Annotated in this window: 17 protein-coding genes, 1 tRNA gene and 3 pseudogenes; 10 read left to right on the top strand and 11 right to left on the bottom strand. The window is 44.5% G+C overall.

The window, feature by feature from the left end; genetic code table 11:
* Positions 1-127: 127 nt before the first annotated feature.
* Entirely contained in the window at positions 128-304 is a 177-nt protein-coding gene (locus ACTO17_RS12385) for a hypothetical protein (protein WP_482558134.1), read from the bottom strand.
* Between the two features lie 220 nt (positions 305-524).
* On the opposite strand from ACTO17_RS12385, the pseudogene ACTO17_RS12380 reads away from it, so the two are divergent.
* Together ACTO17_RS12380 and ACTO17_RS12375 are read left to right on the top strand one after the other, a co-directional pair.
* Positions 525-1,166 (top strand): annotated as a pseudogene (locus tag ACTO17_RS12380) (ABC transporter ATP-binding protein); the annotation flags it as partial.
* Positions 1,159-1,959 (top strand): ABC transporter permease, encoded by an 801-nt coding sequence (locus ACTO17_RS12375; RefSeq protein WP_482558156.1) that lies wholly within the window; start codon positions 1,159-1,161, stop codon positions 1,957-1,959. The pseudogene ACTO17_RS12380 and the gene ACTO17_RS12375, both read left to right, overlap by 8 nt.
* Before the next feature lie 137 nt (positions 1,960-2,096).
* On the opposite strand, the gene ACTO17_RS12370 is transcribed toward ACTO17_RS12375, so the two are convergent.
* Entirely contained in the window at positions 2,097-2,921 is an 825-nt protein-coding gene (locus ACTO17_RS12370; protein WP_482558133.1) for a 4'-phosphopantetheinyl transferase family protein, read from the bottom strand.
* A 156-nt stretch (positions 2,922-3,077) separates the two neighbouring features.
* A tRNA-Thr gene (locus tag ACTO17_RS12365) sits at positions 3,078-3,150 on the bottom strand.
* 221 nt (positions 3,151-3,371) lie between these two features.
* On the opposite strand from ACTO17_RS12365, the gene ACTO17_RS12360 reads away from it, so the two are divergent.
* The 5 genes from ACTO17_RS12360 to ACTO17_RS12340 are packed head-to-tail and all read left to right on the top strand — an operon-like array spanning position 3,372 to position 7,739.
* Entirely contained in the window at positions 3,372-3,911 is a 540-nt protein-coding gene (locus ACTO17_RS12360; protein WP_482558132.1) for a helix-turn-helix domain-containing protein, read from the top strand.
* 15 nt (positions 3,912-3,926) lie between these two features.
* Positions 3,927-5,000, top strand: a complete 1,074-nt coding sequence (potA, locus tag ACTO17_RS12355; RefSeq protein ID WP_482558131.1) for a spermidine/putrescine ABC transporter ATP-binding protein — start codon at positions 3,927-3,929, stop codon at positions 4,998-5,000.
* A 38-nt stretch (positions 5,001-5,038) separates the two neighbouring features.
* Complete coding sequence (locus ACTO17_RS12350; RefSeq protein ID WP_482558130.1) at positions 5,039-5,860, top strand: ABC transporter permease; 822 nt, start codon at positions 5,039-5,041, stop codon at positions 5,858-5,860.
* A complete protein-coding gene (locus ACTO17_RS12345) occupies positions 5,854-6,630 on the top strand; it encodes an ABC transporter permease (protein WP_172536056.1) in 777 nt (258 codons plus the stop codon). The genes ACTO17_RS12350 and ACTO17_RS12345 overlap by 7 nt, the downstream gene beginning before the upstream one ends.
* Before the next feature lie 47 nt (positions 6,631-6,677).
* On the top strand, positions 6,678-7,739 hold the full coding sequence (locus tag ACTO17_RS12340; protein WP_172536057.1) for an ABC transporter substrate-binding protein: 1,062 nt from the start codon (positions 6,678-6,680) through the stop codon (positions 7,737-7,739).
* A gap of 131 nt (positions 7,740-7,870) precedes the next feature.
* Here the strand turns inward: ACTO17_RS12340 and ACTO17_RS12335 are convergent, their stop codons facing one another.
* The 5 genes from ACTO17_RS12335 to ACTO17_RS12315 all read right to left on the bottom strand — a co-directional run bounded on the left by ACTO17_RS12335 (position 7,871) and on the right by ACTO17_RS12315 (position 13,839).
* Positions 7,871-9,673 (bottom strand): peptide ABC transporter substrate-binding protein, encoded by a 1,803-nt coding sequence (locus ACTO17_RS12335; protein ID WP_482558129.1) that lies wholly within the window; start codon positions 9,671-9,673, stop codon positions 7,871-7,873.
* Positions 9,674-9,739: 66 nt separating this feature from the next.
* Positions 9,740-10,783, bottom strand: coding sequence for an ABC transporter ATP-binding protein (locus ACTO17_RS12330; RefSeq protein WP_172535520.1), 1,044 nt, complete (start codon positions 10,781-10,783; stop codon positions 9,740-9,742).
* Positions 10,780-11,790 carry an ABC transporter ATP-binding protein gene (locus tag ACTO17_RS12325; RefSeq protein ID WP_482558128.1) on the bottom strand — a complete coding sequence of 337 codons (1,011 nt, stop codon included), beginning with the start codon at positions 11,788-11,790 and terminating at the stop codon, positions 10,780-10,782. The genes ACTO17_RS12330 and ACTO17_RS12325 overlap by 4 nt, the downstream gene beginning before the upstream one ends.
* A gap of 16 nt (positions 11,791-11,806) precedes the next feature.
* Positions 11,807-12,895, bottom strand: a complete 1,089-nt coding sequence (locus ACTO17_RS12320; RefSeq protein ID WP_172535840.1) for an ABC transporter permease — start codon at positions 12,893-12,895, stop codon at positions 11,807-11,809.
* Between the two features lie 32 nt (positions 12,896-12,927).
* Positions 12,928-13,839, bottom strand: a complete 912-nt coding sequence (locus ACTO17_RS12315; RefSeq protein WP_172535839.1) for an ABC transporter permease — start codon at positions 13,837-13,839, stop codon at positions 12,928-12,930.
* A 340-nt stretch (positions 13,840-14,179) separates the two neighbouring features.
* Here ACTO17_RS12315 and ACTO17_RS12310 point away from each other — a divergent pair, with 340 nt between their 5' ends.
* A complete protein-coding gene (locus ACTO17_RS12310; protein WP_172535838.1) occupies positions 14,180-15,100 on the top strand; it encodes a DUF5688 family protein in 921 nt (306 codons plus the stop codon).
* A gap of 33 nt (positions 15,101-15,133) precedes the next feature.
* Here ACTO17_RS12310 and glgA read toward each other — a convergent pair whose 3' ends face one another.
* From glgA to ACTO17_RS12295, 3 genes are all read right to left on the bottom strand, one after another.
* Positions 15,134-16,570, bottom strand: coding sequence for a glycogen synthase GlgA (gene glgA / locus ACTO17_RS12305; RefSeq protein ID WP_172535837.1), 1,437 nt, complete (start codon positions 16,568-16,570; stop codon positions 15,134-15,136).
* A gap of 16 nt (positions 16,571-16,586) precedes the next feature.
* Complete coding sequence (gene spo0A, locus ACTO17_RS12300) at positions 16,587-17,387, bottom strand: sporulation transcription factor Spo0A (RefSeq protein ID WP_172535836.1); 801 nt, start codon at positions 17,385-17,387, stop codon at positions 16,587-16,589.
* Positions 17,388-17,637: 250 nt separating this feature from the next.
* Positions 17,638-17,877, bottom strand: coding sequence for a helix-turn-helix domain-containing protein (locus ACTO17_RS12295; protein WP_482558127.1), 240 nt, complete (start codon positions 17,875-17,877; stop codon positions 17,638-17,640).
* Between the two features lie 186 nt (positions 17,878-18,063).
* Between ACTO17_RS12295 and ACTO17_RS12290 the strand changes: the two are divergent.
* Together ACTO17_RS12290 and ACTO17_RS12285 are read left to right on the top strand one after the other, a co-directional pair.
* Positions 18,064-18,378, top strand: a pseudogene (locus ACTO17_RS12290) (beta-glucosidase); the annotation flags it as partial.
* An 18-nt stretch (positions 18,379-18,396) separates the two neighbouring features.
* Positions 18,397-19,018 (top strand): annotated as a pseudogene (locus ACTO17_RS12285) (family 43 glycosylhydrolase); the annotation flags it as partial.

Below are 19,018 nucleotides of genomic sequence, written 5' to 3'. Positions count from 1 at the left end.
GTGGAACCCTCCTCATGCCATATTATACCCTATCCCCCTTTGTTTCACAATCAATTTCCATATGACACGCAAAAGCAGGCACACCAGAAAGGTATGCCTGCCTGTATCCGGAAATGATTCAAGAATTTCAATGATTCAAATTATCTGCCAGTTGTTTCCGCTGTTGCTTTGTAAGGCCGGATTCCCTGATTTTCCCTGATATTTTTTCTATCCAAAATTCTTCTGCCTGCTCTCTGCTGAAAACCGAAGCCACTTGCTTTGGCATATGTACTACAATCCTAATTTCCTGTTTTTTTCCTGCCATAACAACCCACTTCCTGCCAGCAGAGTTCATAGTATACTATGCGCCCGCTGGCAATTTATTCTTTATGGGTTGTTTAAATTCCTGATATGATATCTTTGATTTTTTTGATAAAATATTTAATCCTGATATAAATTTTATTTTCCATCCCGCAATAATCATCAAACATACCTAAAAATACATGTTCCGACCTGGTTAAAATCACTCCCTTTGTTTCCGCTGCTCTGCCATCGGCAAATCCACCCTCCTCTCCCTCCTGTCAGGGCTTCTGGAACCGGAGCACGGTTCCATCTTGTTTTATGGACAGAAGCTGAACCAGAAAAGCTGCAATGCCATCGGCTATATGCTGCAGCACGACCATCTGTTTGAATGGCGCACCATTGAGAAAAACATTCTGCTTGGACTGGAAATCCAGAATAAGCTGACGTCGGAAACAAAAGAAACAGCGCTGAATATGCTGAAAACTTACGGCTTGTACAAATTCAAAGACGCCAGGCCCTCTCAGCTTTCCGGCGGCATGCGCCAGCGGGCGGCCCTGATCCGCACCCTTGTGCTGAAGCCGGAAATTCTGCTGTTGGATGAGCCTTTCTCCGCTCTGGATTATCAGACACGTCTCACCGTAGGAGATGATATTGGGGCAATTATCAAAAAAGAAGGGAAAACCGCAATTCTGGTAACCCATGATTTGTCAGAAGCAGTCAGTCTGGGCAGCCGGGTACTGGTATTAAGCAAACGCCCCGCCACCATTCAGACTGTGGTAGATATCAATTTTCCGGACAATATCAGCGCACTGGAACGGCGGAATTCTCCGGAATTTAAAGATTATTTTAATAAAATATGGAAGGAGCTGAATGAAGATGAGTGAAATCTCCCTTGCCCAACAGAATTTTCTGCTTACTCAGAAAAAGCATAAACGCACTGTCACAGTCAGCAGGCTGTGCATTTTTATTTTATTTCTGGCTGTCTGGGAAGGAGCTGCCAGGCTGAAATTAATTGATTCCTTTATCTTCAGCAGCCCATCCAAGGTGCTGCGCTGCGCTTATGGAATGATACTGGATCATACCTTGTTTGCCCACATCGGAATCACCCTGTTTGAAACAATTGCCAGCTTCGGACTCGTTCTGTTTTTTGCCCTTGCCATAACAATTATATTATGGCTTAACAAACGTCTCTCGGAAACGTTAGAGCCGTATCTTGTAATTTTAAACAGCCTTCCCAAATCCGCCCTGGCGCCGCTTCTGATTGTGTGGCTGGGCGCAACTTACAAAACCATTATTATCACCGGCGTATCAGTCGCCATTTTCGGTTCCATTTTAAGCCTGTACACCAGCTTCCAGTCTGTGGACCCGGAAAAAATAAAGCTGATTTACACCATGGGCGGCCAGAACTATCACGCCCTCACAAAAGTAATCCTTCCTGCCAATATCCCTGCCATGTTTTCGCTTATGAAGGTCAATATCGGCCTGTGTCTGGTGGGGGTTATTATCGGGGAATTTATTTCCTCCCGGCAGGGACTTGGTTATCTGATTATTTACGGGAGCCAGGTTTTTAAGCTGGACTGGGTAATTATGTCCATTGTAATCCTGTGCATTCTGGCCTGGGGACTGTACAGCCTGATTAATGTACTGGAAAAGCAATATTTAAAACGGCTGAATTAAAAATGACTATTTATCGACATGCCCACTCTGTGCTGCAGTGTTTTTAAAAAATTTCCTGCTGCAAACAGCCGGTATTCCAATACGCCAAAACAACTGCCAGAGCGTGTTTGAAACATTCTTTCTGCCAGATGCATGTTTCACACGCTCTGAATCGGAAATTTCAGTTCCTGCCAGACGATCCGGGCCTTTTCACCAAAATCAGAGCAAACTGCAATCCAGTAATCGTCTATCTTTCTCTGGGCAAAAGAACCAGGCTGTTTGCAGGATATATCAAGTTCTCCGTTCACTTTTTTCTGAACAGAAAATGCGGCTTCTTTTAATGGGAAGCTCATGCCCTCTCCTGTCATTTTGATATAACTCTCCTTCAGCGTCCAAATCTGTGAAAAGCGATCCTGAACCTGGAATTTAAACTGGGGTCTGTCTGTCTTTTTTTCAGAAACAAAACAGCCTTGCTCTGACGATTCTGTTCTGTTTTCCTCACAGTACCGTTCCTCCCGTGAACCGCAGTCATTCTCTTTCCCAAGAATATACTGAATCTCTTCTTGGCTGCAGCATCGCAGAAGCAGCGGCATCCGGACGCTTCGCGGTCTTTCCGCATCCACGCCAATTTCATACCTGTAATGCTCCGGGCCCCTGCTGCCGCAAGACAGCGCGGGGCAATTGGAATCCACAGACGACGTATTTCTCTCTGAATCTGTCTTTTTGCCGCTGCCAGTGATTCCGCAAACCACCAGGCCGTCCGTATTGCTCACGCTGAACCAGACATCCTCCTCCCCGTTCCAATATGGTTTCCCGTTTTTCCCTGTTACCACCTTATCCCGGCTGAATTCAAGATCAAATTGCTTTCTGAAACCATATCTTAATGCCTGATCTGCAATCTCCCTCTGATATTGCAGATAGCTCCCCGAAGTCTCCCGTCTCTGAGGGCAAAATATATAATAAACTGCAATCGCACGGCTCATAATTTACACCCAAACTGCTTTCTGACAGGCTGCGTTCCCGTCTTTGGCTGCCACAACTTTTCCATCAAGCTATTACACTTCCAAGCCGGCACTCTATCCGGCCGGAAGCAAAGATTTACAAAAAGGAGCTGCAATACTTCACAGCTCCCGGTAATCAGCCAAAGAAGGGACTCGAACCCTCGACCTACGCATTACGAATGCGACGCGCTACCAACTGCGCCACTTTGGCATGTCTTATAAAATCTTTGTCTATTATACCCGTTTTCTCTCTGTTTTGCAATCCCTTTTCTGAAAATTTTTGTAAATTTTTCTGCCGGTTTTCTATTGACATTTTCTGGTTTCTGGATATAATAGATTTTGTTTATTATTATTAAACAAAAAATCTATTATTGGTTTGACTTTACAATTACTATACATAAAGTTTATATTCATTTAGAAAGGATGGCTTTTATGGATATCGGGCACCGCATGAAAGAACTGCGCATACAATATGGGCTGACCCAGCAGGAACTGGCGGATCGAAGTGAGCTTTCCAAGGGATTCATTTCCCAGGTGGAACGCAACCAGACCTCCCCTTCTGTGGGTACGCTGCTTGACATTATCCAGTGCCTCGGCACTACCCCGGCAGAATTTTTCACTGACCAGGAACCGGAACAGATTGTGTTTAAACAGGAAGATTATTTTATTAAGGAAAATGAAGATTTGCGCCATACCATTAAATGGGTCATACCCAACGCCCAGAAAAACGCCATGGAACCGGTGCTGGTCACTCTGGCCCCCCATGGGACTTCTGAAATGTATCTTCCCACTGAAACAGAGGAATTCGGTTACGTTCTGAAAGGCTCCGTAAAGCTGCACTACGGGCCCCGCTCTTTTGTGATCAGGCAAGGGGAGTCTTTTTATTTTAAAGCAGGAAAAAAACATTACATAGAAAATTACGGCGGCAGGGAAGCTACTATATTATGGGTTTCCACGCCTCCAAGTTTTTAGGAGGAAGCATCGGCCATGAGCAAACGACTGATTGATTTAGCAAACATCACCAAATCTTTTGACGGACAGATGGTATTAGACGACCTGAACCTGTATATCCGTGAAAATGAATTTCTGACACTGTTAGGTCCTTCCGGCTGCGGAAAAACCACCACCCTGCGGATTATCGGCGGCTTTGAATCACCGGATTCCGGCAAAGTAATTTTTGACGGAAAGGATATCACCAGCCTTGCCCCCAATGAACGGCAGCTCAATACGGTATTCCAGAAATACGCCTTATTTCCCCATATGTCCATTGCAGAAAATATTGCTTTCGGACTGAAAATCAAAAAGAAAAGCAAGGCTTATATTGACGATAAAATCAATTACGCCTTAAAGCTGGTAAATTTAGAAGGCTTTGGTAAGAGAAGCGTGGATTCCTTAAGCGGCGGCCAGCAGCAGAGAATTGCCATTGCTCGGGCCATTGTCAATGAACCTAAGGTGCTTTTGTTAGACGAACCTCTGGGAGCGCTGGATTTAAAGCTGCGCCAGGATATGCAGTATGAACTGATCCGCCTGAAAAATGAACTGGGCATTACCTTTATTTACGTTACCCACGATCAGGAGGAAGCTCTCACCATGTCCGACACCATTGTGGTAATGAACCAGGGCTACATTCAGCAAATTGGTACGCCGGAAGATATCTACAATGAGCCCACCAATGCTTTTGTGGCTGATTTCATCGGAGAAAGCAACATTATTGACGGAACCATGATAAGAGACCGTCTGGTTCAGGTTCTGGGGGTAAACTTCCCCTGTGTGGATGAAGGATTCGGCAGCCACACCCCTGTGGACGTGGTAATCCGTCCGGAAGACGTGGAACTGGTACCTCCGGAAACAGGAATGTTGGAAGGCGATGTCACCTCCCTGATTTTTAAAGGCGTCCACTGGGAAATTGAAGTCCTTGCCAATGGATTCGAATGGCTGGTGCAGACCACCCAGATGCATCCGGTAGGAAGCCATGTGGGCATCCGGGTAGACCCCTTCAATATCCAGATTATGAACAAACCGGAATCCAGTGACGAAAAGGCGGTAGAATCAGATGAATAAATTAGAATCCAACTATTGTGAAAAGGCGGTGAACCCAGATGCGTAATGTAAAACGGCAGCTTCTTGCCGGCCCATATCTTTTATGGATGGCGGGTTTTATCCTGCTTCCTGTGGTAATGATCCTGTACTATGCCTTCACTACCACCAGCGGACATTTTACTTTATTAAATATAAGCTCCATCTTTGCATCCATACATTTAAAATCACTGTTTCTCTCATTGAAACTGGCCGTCATCTGTACCGGCGTCTGTCTGGCGCTCTCCTACCCTCTGGCCATGATTTTAAACAATATGAAAGAAAAAAGCCAGGGATTTATCGTATTTATTTTTATCCTGCCCATGTGGATGAACTTTATGCTGCGCATCCTTGCCTGGAAGCTGCTGCTTTCTAATAACGGCGTCATCAACACCATTTTAGAGGGACTGGGACTTCCTGTACTGGACGTTTTGAACACCCCCGCCGCCGTAGTATTCTGCATGGTATATGATTTCCTGCCTTTTATGATCCTGCCGATTTACAATGCCATGTCCAGAATTCAGCAGGACATCATTGAAGCGGCGGGTGATTTGGGGGCAGGCTCCGTTACCATTTTCTTTAAAATCATTGTGCCCCTTACCATGCCGGGCGTTGTCAGCGGCATCATTATGGTATTTGTCCCGGCCCTGACTTCTTTCGCCATCTCTGATCTGCTGGGAGGCGGCAAAGTGCTTTTAATCGGAAATGTCATTGAACAGGCATTTATGCAGGAATATAACTGGAACCTGGGTTCCGGACTGTCCCTGGTGCTTATGATTTTTGTAATTGCAAGCATGGCTCTGATGAGCTCTAAAGGAGAAGAAGGAGGTGCTGGCGTATGGTAAAAAAATCTGCAGAACGCATTTATCTGGCTTTCATTTTTCTGTTTTTGTACCTGCCCATTGGAGTGCTGATCGTACTCTCCTTTAACAACTCCAAAACCAGGGTTCAATGGGGCGGCTTTACATTAAAATGGTACAAAAACCTGTTTTCCAGCGGTTCCATTATGGAAGCGTTCGGCACCACGCTGTTTATTTCCCTGGCCTCGGCGCTGTTCGCCACCCTTTTAGGCACACTGGCAGCCCTGGGAATTGACGCCATGAAAAAGAGAAATCAGGCTGTTATGATAGGCGCCACCAATATTCCGCTGCTCAATGCAGATATTGTGACGGGACTTTCCATGATGCTTCTGTTCGTGCGCTTCACGCGCCTTGGCATGAGCACCGTTCTGATTGCCCATATCACATTCAACATCCCCTATGTGATACTGAATGTGCTGCCTAAGCTGAAGCAGAGCAGCCGCACCACTTACGAAGCGGCTCTGGATTTGGGCGCTACGCCTTTGTACGCTTTTTTCAAAATCATCTGGCCTCAGATACGTCCCGGCGTATTTTCCGGTTTTCTGATGGCCATGACTATGTCGCTGGATGACTTTTCCGTTACGTATTTTACCAAAGGAGCAGGCATTCACACCTTGTCCACCATGATTTACACAGAAATGCGCAAAGGCATCCGGCCGGAAATGTATGCCTTGTCCACCATTTTATTTTTACTGGCCCTGGTGCTTTTGCTGTTTATGAATTTCGGCCCCTCTGCCCGCAGGGAAGAAGCATAAATTTTACAAAAGGGCGAAGGCCTCCGGCCGCAAGAAAGGAGATATCAATGAAACGAAAAAAAGCCATCTGCTGCCTGTTCGCCGGCCTGGTTTTTTCCGGGCTGCTGGCAGGCTGCGGATCTAAGAATTCAGAAAATACGCTGACTGTTTTAAATTACGGCAAATATCTGGACCCGGACGCCATTGAAATGTTTGAGGAAGAAACGGGAATTACCGTGGAACTGGAAGAATACATCACTCCGGAAAACATGTACACCAAATACCGGGCCGGAGCCATTGATTACGACTTAATCTGTACTTCCGATTATATGATAGAAAAACTGATTCAGGAAGGGGAGGTCCTGGAACTGGATTACAGCAATATCCCCCTTTCGGAAAATCTGGATTCCACCTACTTTGATTTTTCCAAATCCTTTGATCCGGAAAATAAATATTCTATCCCCTATTTCTTCGGGACAGTGGGCATCCTCTACCATAAAGATATGGTGGATGAATCCAAAGTGAACTCCTGGAAAATCCTCTGGGATAAAGAATATTCCGGCCAGATCATTATGGCAGATTCTGTCCGGGATTCTTTTATGGTAGCTCTGAAAATCCTGGGCTATTCCCTGAACACCACAGATGACGAGCAGCTGAAAGAAGCCCAGGATTTACTACTTGAACAAAAACCTCTGGTATATTCTTATCTGGTGGACGAGGCCCAGGACGAAATGATTTCGGAAAATGCCGCCATGGCCGTGGTCTACTCGGGCGAGGCCGGATATGCTTTGGAATTTAACGACAAACTGGCTTTTTCCGTACCGGAAGAAGGCTCCAACATGTGGATTGATTCCTGGTTTATTCCCAAATCCGCCAAACAGAAAGAAAATGCAGAAAAATTTCTAAATTTTCTCTGCCGGGAAGATGTATCCATGATGAATTTCGACTATGTGTACTATGCCACTCCCAATCAGAAAACAAAAAATTCTCTGGATGCGGATCTGCAGGAAAATACAACCATTTTCCCGCCTACAGAAACGCTGAATAACTGTGAAGTTTTAAAACCTCTGGATGATAAAGCCACCATGAAGCTGAATCTGCTCTGGAAAGAGATTAAGGCAGCAGATTAATACTATAGTAAACCTGAATAAAAGAAAAAATCACCCCCGCAGGAACTGCTCTTTGGCAGGTTCTTCTGCGGGGATGATTTTATATGTCTTGTCTTTTGTACTGAAATTCAGTAATTCACAAACACAATATCTTATTTCTTGGTAGCATTCATGAAATATTTCATGCCGTATACGGTTGCATAAATTCCATCTACGTTAGGTTTCTGCATGTAGATGTCATTGTAGTAGTAAAGCGGAACAACTGCCCATGTATTCATCAGCATATCTTCTGCTTTATGCATTAACTCCACACGTTTTGCAAAATCTGCAGTGTTGCGGATTTCTGTAATCAATGCGTCGTATTCTGCCCAATCCGGTGCGGAATCGCTCTTCTCGCCTTTTCCTAACTGCATGTCATTGTTACCGGAATCAGAAGTAAAGATTTCTAACATATTTACAGGGTCATTGTAATCAGCCAGCCATCCTTCACGGGCGATGGTAAAACTTCCGTTCTTTCTGTTCTCAAGGAATACGTTCCAGTCCTGAGTCTGGATTTCCATGGTAATTCCAAGAACGCCTAAATCCTGCTGTACTGCCTGTGCAATTGCAACATGGCCGGTACCGTCATTGGTCAGGTATGTCATGTTGATTGCCGGGTCAATTTTATAAGTGCCGTCGCCGTTGTCTGTGAAGCTATATCCTGCTTCTTCCATCAATTTCTTAGCATCCTCTACCATAGCTGCGCCGGTAGTTTCTGCATCATAGTAACTGGTATCTGCCTGTTTGAACTCTCCGCCGTTACCGTCTGCCATTCCAACCGGAACGAAAGAATCTGCAACAATCTGTCCGGACTGTCCGATATTTTCAACGATAAACTGGCGGTCAATCAGAAGGTTCATAGCCTGACGCATTTTTGCAGCTTCTTCTACTGTTTTTCCATCAAAAATCGGATCGTTTACATTGAAGCCAATGTAGTAAGTTCCCAGGTTGTCCAGGATACCGAATTCCGGATTCACGCCGTTCAAAGAAGAAATTTCATCGTTTGGAACACTATCAATATAATCTACGTCTCCGCTGTTGTACGCTGCATAAATTGCAGTGTCGTCAGCGCTTAACATAAAGTGAAGCTCTTCCATGGTTACGCTGTCAACGTTATGATAGTTGGCGTTTTTCTTGTAAACCATGCTTTCATCGTGATTCCAGGACTCCAGAGTGTATGCGCCGTTACATACAAATCCTGCTTCCTGCGCCCATTTTCCGGGAACTGATCCATCCGGATCTGCTGCTTCCACAGAAGCCTGATGTACCGGGAAGAATGTCGGGAAAGCCATCAGGTCATTGAAATACGGACATGGATTTACTAAAGTAATTACCAGTGTATAATCATCTGTAGCTTCTACTGCAAGAGTACCGTCGTCTTTTCTTGCAATAATGTCAAACAGATATCCATAATCTGCTGCTGTCTCTTCAGCACATGCGCGATTCCAGCTGTACACAAAATCCTGTGCCTTCAGATCGTCACCGTTGCTCCATTTTGATTCTTTCAGTTTAACGGTATAAATCTTGCCTTCATTTTCTTCCTCTGCGGACACTTCAGGCATATCCACTGCCAAATCCGGAATCAGATTTCCTTCTTTGTCATAAGTATACAGTCCTGCAAACGTATTTACCGCAAGACATCCGCCGTCTACTGAACTGTTCAGCGCCGGGTCAAGATAGTCAGGCTCAGAAGCCAGATTGATGTAAAGCACATTTGTGTCAGAGTTAGTGATGGAACCACCTTCTGCTCCCTCTTCTGTATCTGCTCCTTCTTCTGCATCAGAATTCTCTGTGCCTTCTGTCTGTGTATTATCTGCTGCATCATTTTTTTTATTTCCTGCATCATTTTTGCCGCAGGCTGTCAGGCTCAATGCCATACATGCAACCAGTAATACGGATACCAGTTTCTTTTTCATATTATTTCCTCCTATTTGAAATATTGAAATCTATGCTTTCACCAAAGAAAAACTCTGGAAAAAACCTTACTTATTCCAACATGCAACCATATGTCCGTTGCCCCGGTCTGTTAACTGAGGCATCTCCTGTGCACACTGGTCAGTCGCATACCGGCATCTGGTCCGAAACGGACATCCGGTAGGCATTTTCAGGGGACTTGGCACGTCTCCCTCTAAAATAATACGTTTGCTCTTTCTTGCTGTATCCGGGTCCGGAATAGGCACTGCGGACAGCAAACTCAGCGTATATGGGTGAATTGGATTGGCATTCAGCTCGTCTGCGTCTGCCAGCTCCATCATTTTACCAAGATACATTACCGCTATACGGTCTGAAATATGGTGTACAATCAAAAGGTCATGGGCAATAAACAGATATGCAACGCCCAATTTTTCCTGTAATTCCTCAAACATATTGACTACCTGAGCCTGAATGGACACATCCAGAGCAGAAACAGGTTCGTCGCATACGATAAATTTCGGATTTACCGCCAGTGCACGGGCAATTCCGATACGCTGTCTCTGGCCGCCGGAAAACTCATGGGCATACCGCATGGCATGTTCCGCATTCAGTCCTACCAGTTCCATCAGTTCCAGAATTTTCTCCCTGCGCTCATTCCGGTTGGCATAGAGGTTATGCACATCCAACGGCTCCCCGATAATATCCTCCACTGTCATACGCGGATTCAGGGAAGAATACGGGTCCTGAAATACCATCTGCATCTGCTTGCGGTAAGGCAGCATATTGACATCCACTTTATTCCCAAGAGCCGGCTTGCCGTCCGGGCCTAAAATGACTTTTCCCTTTTCATCGTATTTTTCTCCGCTGTCAAAAAGCACCTCTCCGTCAAACTCAATACGTCCTGAGGTTGGCTGATACAGCCTGAGCAGCGTTCTTCCTACCGTTGTTTTTCCGCATCCGGATTCCCCTACAAGCCCCAATGTCTCACCGGGCTTTACGGCAAAAGAAATATCATCCACCGCTTTCAGCGGAATTGTTTTTAATCCCTGACGCACGGGAAAGTACTGCTTTAAGTGATCTACCTTTAACAGATACTTTTCGTTTTCACTCATGACCGTTCTCCTTCCTGTGCTTCATAAAGCTCTTTAATATTCATCCAACAGCTTGCCAGATGTGTGTCACTGACACGCAGTTCTTCTGGCTTTTCCTTCAGGCAGATCTTCATAGCCGCATCGCATCTGGGGCAGAATGCGCATCCTTCAGGCATCTGCAGAAGATTGATGGGTGTTCCGCCGATGGGAACCAGCTTTTCATTCATATTGTCTGCTTTCGGTATGGAGCGAAGCAGACCTTTGGTATACTCATGGGCCGGCTGATAGAAAATATCATCTGCCGTTCCCCGCTCGCAAACTCTTCCGCCGTACATAACGAGAATCTCATCGCACATGCTTGCAATTACACCCAAATCATGGGTTACCATAATAATTGCCATTCCAAGTTTTTTCTGCAAATCCTGCATCAATTCCAAAATCTGCGCCTGAATCGTAACGTCCAAGGCCGTAGTGGGTTCATCTGCAATCAGAATATCCGGCTCGCAGACCAATGCCATGGCAATCATTACACGCTGACGCATACCGCCGGACAGCTCGTGGGGATACTGTTTCATCCGGCTCTCCGGTTCATTTACCCCAACCAGTGTCAGCATCTCTACGGCGCGTTCCCTGGCCTGTTTCTTATCTTTATCCGTGTGAAGCAGAACTGCTTCCACCAACTGGCTTCCAACCGTAAACACCGGATTCAGGCTGGTCATAGGGTCCTGGAAAATAATGGAGCATTTCTCACCGCGGAATTTCTGCATCTGTCTGCTGCCCCATTTGGTAATGTCGTCTCCATGGAACTTCACTTCTCCGGAGGTAATTTTACCGGTTTCTGCCAGGATCTGCATAATGGAATACGCCGTTACCGACTTACCGGAACCGGATTCTCCCACAATTCCCAGGGTTTTTCCCGGCTCTAAGGTAAAGGAAATTCCATTTACTGCCTGAACCTCTCCATTTTCCGTAAAAAAACTGGTATGGAGATCTTTTACTTCCAAAATATATTTATTTTCTTCGCTCATCTGCTTATCTCCTTATTTATTTCAATTTAGAGTCGAATGCATCACGAAGACCATCGCCCAGTAAATTCAACGCCAACACAATCAGACAAATTGCAACTGCAGGAATCACAAGCCGCAGAGGATAGGACTGCATACCCGCTCTGGCGTCATTGGCCAGACTTCCCAGAGAAGTCAGCGGATCAGAAACGCCCAGTCCCAGGAAACTTAAGTAACTCTCTGTAAAAATTGCGCTGGGCACCTGTAATGCAGTCGTAATAATGATAACAGACAAACAGTTGGGTAAAATATGCCTGCGCAGAATTCTGCTGTTTTTCGTGCCGATACATCTTGCCGCCAATACATATTCATTATTCTTAATCGTAAGAATCTGCCCGCGGATCAGACGGGCCATACTTACCCAGTACAGCAAACCGAACACAATAAAAATCGAAATCATATTGGTTCCCAACGCCTGCAGAGCCGTTCCCTCGATGAAAGATTTCAGCGTCTCATTCAGAACCACCGAAAGCAGAATAATGATCAGCATGTCCGGCAGAGAATAAATAATATCCACAATACGCATCATCACAAGGTCCAGCGTCCCGCCGAAATATCCGGCAATGGAACCGTACAAAAGTCCGATAATCAATACCATGATAGATGCCACAACGCCTACCGAAAGACTGACTCTCGTTCCATAAATTACGCGGATAAAGTAGTCCCTGCTCAAACTGTCAGTTCCGAAAATATGGGGAAACAGCTTCTCCCCTGTCTCTTCCATGTACTTTGTCTCCAGCTTGGAATACTCAAAGGGTCCCAGATTTGCAGCGGTCTTATCCCGGATTCCGTTTACCGAAATAATCTGTGAATATTTATACGGCACAATCATCGGCGCAATTATAATAGTCGCAATAATCAGAGCCAACACTACAATGCTTCCCATAGCAAGGGGATTTTTCCTGAGCCGTCTCATACCATCCTTGAAAAACGTGGTGGACTCTCCCATAACATCCTGCTGCTTCTTTTCATCCTCCGTTGCCGGTTCAAAACTTTTATCATTAAATTTACTCAAATCCACCTGGGCGGAAAAGAGCTGCTTTTTCTTCAACTCCTGATTCTCTGGCATACTCCTATCGTCCTTTCTGTCCTTCTCTCAATTTATTCAAACGTGATTCTCGGATCAATCATCTTATACGCAATATCTGTCAGCAAATTCGCAAATACCATCAAAATGGCAAGAAACAGCGTAACTGCCATAATCATCGTATAGTCACGGTTTACAATGCTTGTTACAAACGTTGATCCAAGTCCGCCTATGGTAAAAATATTTTCCACAACCATGGAACCGGTCAGAATATATGCAACCATAGGTCCCACATAAGTGACAACAGGAACCAGTGCATTACGAAGCGCATGTTTAAAGATTACTTTCCAGCCCGGAACTCCCTTTGCTTTTGCAGTACGGACATAATCCTGATTCAGAGAATCCAACATACTTGTCTTTGTTAAACGTGTAATATATGCCATAGGATATACGCTCAGCGCAATAATCGGCAGAACGTAATTCGGATTGCTGGAGGACCATACCGGAAACCATCCCAGCTTCAGACAAAATATTAAAAGAAGCAGAGTTGCCAGAACAAAGGATGGCATCGCTGTCCCCAATGTTGTAAAAAAGATAATAAGCCGATCCGGCAGCTTGTTGCGGGTGAGGGCCGCAATACTGCCAAGCACCAGTCCAATCACGATGGCAACTGCCGCCGCCATACCGCCTAACTTGGCCGATACCTGGAAACGCATTTGAATTTCATCCCAGATGTCACGTCCGTTATGAAGGGATATCCCCCAGTCTCCATGCATCAAATTATTAAGATAGAGCACATACTGCTCTCCAATTGGTTTGTCCAGATTATACCTCTCTTCCAAAACTTTCTGCGCTTCCGCACTGGTGGCCTTCTCCTTATTGAAGGGGCCTCCCGGAATAGCATTCATTACAAAAAATGTAATGGCGCTGACAATAAGAATCGAGACAATCGCCAGCACTAATCGTTTTCCAATATACTTCGCCACTTTCCTCTCTCCTACCTTCTGTATTTTGATTTGCAAAGATCAAAGAAACATGCATAATGACTGTGTGTTTATTTCATATTGCACCACTTTAATCTTCTAAAATTTATAAAAAAACATACTTACATTATACATGTCAACTGATATTTGTCAATAAAAAACTTCGCATACTCCATGCCATTTTGTTACAAACTCTTGCAATTTCCGTCCTTTTTACACCGGGCGGCTGGATTTTTTGTCCGATTTTTACAAAAATTTCTTGCTTTTTTACTCTGCCCGTGTTATAGTGAAAAACACATATATTTTTATGTACCTCCCACTGCCAGCACAGCCAGGAGGTAATATGACTTACAAAGAATTTAAACAAAAACTGACAGACAATCTGGCGGAACTGTTTCCGGCAGGCACACACATTTCGATCCGTCAGTTTTCCCATAACAATCACATCCTGTTGGATGGTCTTACGATTCTGGAACCAGGCAGCAACATCTCGCCCACCATTTACCTGAATTCTTATTTTTCCAAATATCTGGACGGAGCTTCATTTCCTGCTCTTCAGAATCAGATTCTCAGCTATTATTACGAGCATTGCAGCCTTCGGAATATCGACACTTCATTTTTTACCTGTTTTGACAACATCCGTTCCCGCATCGTCTACAAATTAATCCATTATGAACGAAACAGGGAACTCCTGAAAGAAGTCCCCCATGTTCCCTATCTGGATCTGGCTATTGTATTTTACTGTCTGATACAGGAAGGCCCCTGTAAAAATGCAGCCATCCCCATCTACAATGAACACCTGGAATACTGGAATATTTCTATGGAAGAGCTTTATGACGCCGCCTTTACAAACACTCCCGTCCTGCTCACTTTCTGCTGTGATTCACTTGCAGATCTGGTTCTGCCTGCATTGGATCTGCTTCCTGGGCCGGAACGCGATGAAGCCCGGGAAACCCTTCATTCCCAGATTGTTCCCATGTATGTAATCACCAACCAGAAACGTTTCAACGGAGCCTGCTGCATTCTTTACCAGAAGGAATTAAAGCAGGTGGCCGAACGTCTGAAGGACAGCCTTTACCTTCTTCCAAGCAGCGTTCATGAAGTAATTGCCATACCCGCTTCCGCCGCCGGAGATCCCAAAGAACTGCCCTCTCTCGTACAGGAAATCAATCTGACAGAAGTAGCCCCTGAAGAAATCCTGTCCGACTGCGTCTATTATTATAACTGGCATACCGGGCAGATTTCCGTTTACGAAAGCTCCTGATACAGCTTTTTGTATTTTCCGGCAAAATTCTATCTATGAAAGCTCCTGATACAGTTTTTCGTATTTCTTTGCAGAACTCTGCCAGGAATGATCCATTTCCATACAGCGTTTCATCATCCCGCGCCAGTCTTTGGGATAATTGCAGAACACATCATAAGCATACCGGACAATCGTCAGCATCTCGCCTGCGTGATAATTTGTAAAACTGAACCCGTTTCCGGTATGCCAGATTTCATTGTAAGGCTCTACGGTATCCTTCAAGCCTCCCGTTTCCCGCACAATGGGAACCGTACCGTAACGCATGCTGATCAGCTGGCTCAGCCCGCAGGGCTCAAACTGTGAAGGCATTAAAAAAGCATCTGCCCCTGCATAAATCATATGGGCAATTTCCTCACTGTAGCCTATGGTTGCCGAAACCCGATCCGGGTATTTCCAGTCATAATGCCGGAAAAAATCCTGGAACTGCTCCTCTCCGGTTCCCAGAGCTGCTATCTGAATATTCAGGGTATTCAGCATTTCTTCCATCACTGCCCTTACCAGATCAAAGCCTTTCTGCTGGGTCAGTCTGGAAACCACGCCCAGCACCAGGGCAGATGAATCCTTCCGAAGTCCCAGGGCTGTTTGCAGCGCTTCTTTATTTTTCTTTTTCTTCGCTATGGTTTTCTCATTAAAATGTACTGAAATCATGGGATCTGTCATCGGATTGTATTCCTGTTCGTCAATTCCGTTGACAATACCGGAAAGTTTTCCGGATATTTCCCGCATCACCCCGTCCAAGCCCTCTCCGCCTGCCTGCTCCTGGATTTCCTTTGCATAAGTTTCACTGACCGTAGTAACCCGGTCTGCATGGAGAATCCCCGCTTTCAGGAAATTCGTCTCCCCATAGGCCTCCATAGCGCCATATCGGTAATTTGCCGGCAGATCTCTGCAATTTTCAATATCGTCAATCCGCCATCTGCCCTGAAATTTCTGATTGTGAATGGTCATAATCGTTCTTATATTCCGGTAAAAGGAATTTTCCCGATAGAAAGCATCCAAAAATACCGGTATCAAAGCCGCCTGCCAGTCATGGCAATGTATGATATCCGGGCAAAATCCCAGTTCCGGCAGACAGGCCAAAACTGCCCTGCAATAAAAGGCAAACTTATTTACATCTTCAAAAATCTGATGATAGGGGCTGTTTCCCGCAAAATAATGTTCATTGTCAATAAAATAATACACAATTCCATCTACTTTTGCTTCATAAATTCCTATGTACTCTTTCCCTCTCGGCATGTCTGCATAAATTTCTGTTATGTACTTCATTTTTTGTCTGCAGTCCTTGGGAATGCACAGGTACTTAGGCAGAAAAACTCTTACGTCGAATTTCTCTTTATCCAGATATTTCGGCAGCGCGCCGACAACGTCCGCCAATCCTCCTGTTTTAATAAAGGGATTTCCCTCAGATGCTGCAAAGAGTATTCTCTTCATGTAAAAAACCTCCTACTTATTCTCTCAGCTTATATTCTAACCGAATTTTGTCTGCAATTAAAGCTATAAATTCAGAATTTGTAGGTTTTCCTTTTCCATTATGGATGGTATATCCGAATAATTCATCAATTGTGTCCATTTTTCCCCTGCTCCACGCCACTTCAATGGCATGACGGATGGCTCGCTCTACCCGGCTTGGGGTGGTCTGATACTTCTTTGCTATTCCGGGATAAAGTATTTTAGTAATGGAATTAAGCATTTCCATATCCCGCACAGACATAATAATTGCCTCCCGCAGGTACTGATAGCCTTTAATATGAGCAGGAACGCCGATTTCGTGAATAATATTTGTCACATCGCTTTCCAGATTCCGCTCTTCTAACTCCTGTTTCCGTTCATATGCATTGACTTTGCGCACCTCGCTGCCTTTATGTACCTCAGCATTCCTAACGTGCTTAATCCGGTTCAACACCACGTCGTTGTCAAACGGTTTCATAATGTAGTAATCTGCTCCCAATGAAAATGCGTCTTCCGTGATTTTTTCCTGCCCGATTGCTGATATCATGATAAAAGCCGGGTGCTTTTTCATATTTTTGTCATTTTTGATTTTATCCATTACCGTTAAACCATCCAGTTTCGGCATTACAATATCCAAAAGCACAACATCCGGCTCTTTCTTTTTTATCATTTCGTATGCTTCTTCTCCATCTTTCGCCGTTCCGACTACCTGGAGTTCTTCATCACTTCTTACAATATCCCCCAATTCCCTCAACATTCTCTCATTGTCATCTGCAATTGCCACATTCAATTTTTCCACGTTACATCCTCCTGTTGATTTTGCTAATAAACCCTCATAAAAGGCAACTATTTGTATTATATCCTCAATTAATTATTCCTTCAATGAAAAGATTTCCCCTGGATTCGACAAAGAGCTCAAAGTACTATCGTACCAGTGCGATCTATGTCGATTAATAGTCCTTTGGTCATATTTATTCTATCATAACGATTGTATAATTGTATATTCTGTCGAATTTTGTCGTATCTTTATAAATATTTTACTGTTGCTTCTAAAAATCCCGCGTCAACCGTTTCCTGATTTGTGAAGGAGCAGCGTTAAAGTGTGCAAAAAATACTTTACGAAATAATTTATAATTTGTAAAACCGTGACGTCCCAAAATATCCTGCAAGGTATCATTTGTTGTAAGTAAATCCTGATAAATATGAGATATGCGGACCTCATTCAGGTACTCCAAAAACGTAAGCCCCATGTGTTTCTTAAAAAAGCGGCAGAAATACCCGGACTCCAAAAAAGCAGGCTGTTAAAATGCAAAAGATAACCTTTTGGACGGATGTCATTGGCAATCTGCATTTGCGTCAGAGTTTCTTTGAATATTTCAAGCTTCGTTTGCCGAATGGGGGTTCTCACTGGGATCGCCTAAAATAAACTGTAATTGCTGTACTTCAGGAATATACATTTTGATGAAATCCAGCTGAAATATTTCCTGGTGATATGCGGCGAATGGTGTTTGTTCAATTCGCTGGCCTGCGGGTTTGACACAAAAGGAGGGCAAAGCATATTGAATGGTATGGAGGGGAGTCCAAAGGAGCAGTTGGATGATGAGGAAAAGAAAAAAATTTATCGCATCATTGCCAATGCACAGCTCAAGGCATGGAATAAAGGCAGCGGATACTTTTATTGGAGTTATAAACTGCTGACAGACACCGTAAACGACAAAGGCTGGATTGGATGGGACAGCTGGGATTTAGGAAGATGCGTAGACTTCAGCTGGTTCCCGACAGAAAAATAAAGCGAGGAGGATAAGACAATGATTCAAAATCCAATATTTCCGGGATTTAATCCCGACCCCTGTATCTGCAGAAAAGGAGAAGATTATTATGTGGCAGTATCTACCTTTGAGTGGTTCCCCGGTATCCCGGTGTACCATTCAAAGGATTTAAAAAACTGGGAATTGCTTACACATGTTTTGACAGACGACGAGGAAGTGGATCTGAAAAAACTTCCCAGTGCAAAAGGAATCTGGGCGCCGTGTTTGACATACTGCGAAAAAGAAGATCTGTTCTATGTTGTATATGGAGTAATGAACTCTATGAATGCACGATATTTTGATGTTGATAATTATCTGAGCACTGCAAAAGATATTCAAGGACCCTAGAGCAAACCTGTATACCTGCATTCTTCCGGTTTTGACGCATCCATTTTCCATGATGACAATGGAAAGAAATATGTGGTCTCTCTGGAATGGGAGACACGGGAAGGATATGAAAAGCCCGGCGCTATCTGCATGGTGGAGTATTCTACTGAAAGAAAAGAAATTGTGGGATATCCCAAAAGAATGTGGCGCGGCGGAACAGACCGGGGATGTATCGAGGCTCCTCATCTGACCAAAAAGGGAGAATACTATTATATTATTACTCCGGCGGTTAAAT

The sequence above is a fragment of the Petralouisia sp. genome, from assembly GCF_056822245.1.
The sequence above is the reverse complement of the archived record's forward strand: the minus strand, read 5'-3'. Positions and strand labels throughout refer to the sequence as shown.

Excerpts from the sequence above, each read along its gene's own strand:
- ACTO17_RS12345 (WP_172536056.1), top strand. The coding sequence starts at position 5,854 with ATGGTAAAAAAATCTGCAGAACGCATTTATCTGGCTTTCATTTTTCTG.
- ACTO17_RS12340 (WP_172536057.1), top strand. The coding sequence starts at position 6,678 with ATGAAACGAAAAAAAGCCATCTGCTGCCTGTTCGCCGGCCTGGTTTTT.
- ACTO17_RS12375 (WP_482558156.1), top strand. The coding sequence starts at position 1,159 with ATGAGTGAAATCTCCCTTGCCCAACAGAATTTTCTGCTTACTCAGAAA.
- ACTO17_RS12350 (WP_482558130.1), top strand. The coding sequence starts at position 5,039 with ATGCGTAATGTAAAACGGCAGCTTCTTGCCGGCCCATATCTTTTATGG.
- ACTO17_RS12335 (WP_482558129.1), bottom strand. The coding sequence starts at position 9,673 with ATGAAAAAGAAACTGGTATCCGTATTACTGGTTGCATGTATGGCATTG.
- ACTO17_RS12360 (WP_482558132.1), top strand. The coding sequence starts at position 3,372 with ATGGATATCGGGCACCGCATGAAAGAACTGCGCATACAATATGGGCTG.
- ACTO17_RS12385 (WP_482558134.1), bottom strand. The coding sequence starts at position 304 with ATGGCAGGAAAAAAACAGGAAATTAGGATTGTAGTACATATGCCAAAG.
- potA (WP_482558131.1), top strand. The coding sequence starts at position 3,927 with ATGAGCAAACGACTGATTGATTTAGCAAACATCACCAAATCTTTTGAC.
- ACTO17_RS12310 (WP_172535838.1), top strand. The coding sequence starts at position 14,180 with ATGACTTACAAAGAATTTAAACAAAAACTGACAGACAATCTGGCGGAA.
- ACTO17_RS12330 (WP_172535520.1), bottom strand. The coding sequence starts at position 10,783 with ATGAGTGAAAACGAAAAGTATCTGTTAAAGGTAGATCACTTAAAGCAG.
- ACTO17_RS12325 (WP_482558128.1), bottom strand. The coding sequence starts at position 11,790 with ATGAGCGAAGAAAATAAATATATTTTGGAAGTAAAAGATCTCCATACC.
- ACTO17_RS12320 (WP_172535840.1), bottom strand. The coding sequence starts at position 12,895 with ATGCCAGAGAATCAGGAGTTGAAGAAAAAGCAGCTCTTTTCCGCCCAG.
- glgA (WP_172535837.1), bottom strand. The coding sequence starts at position 16,570 with ATGAAGAGAATACTCTTTGCAGCATCTGAGGGAAATCCCTTTATTAAA.
- ACTO17_RS12370 (WP_482558133.1), bottom strand. The coding sequence starts at position 2,921 with ATGAGCCGTGCGATTGCAGTTTATTATATATTTTGCCCTCAGAGACGG.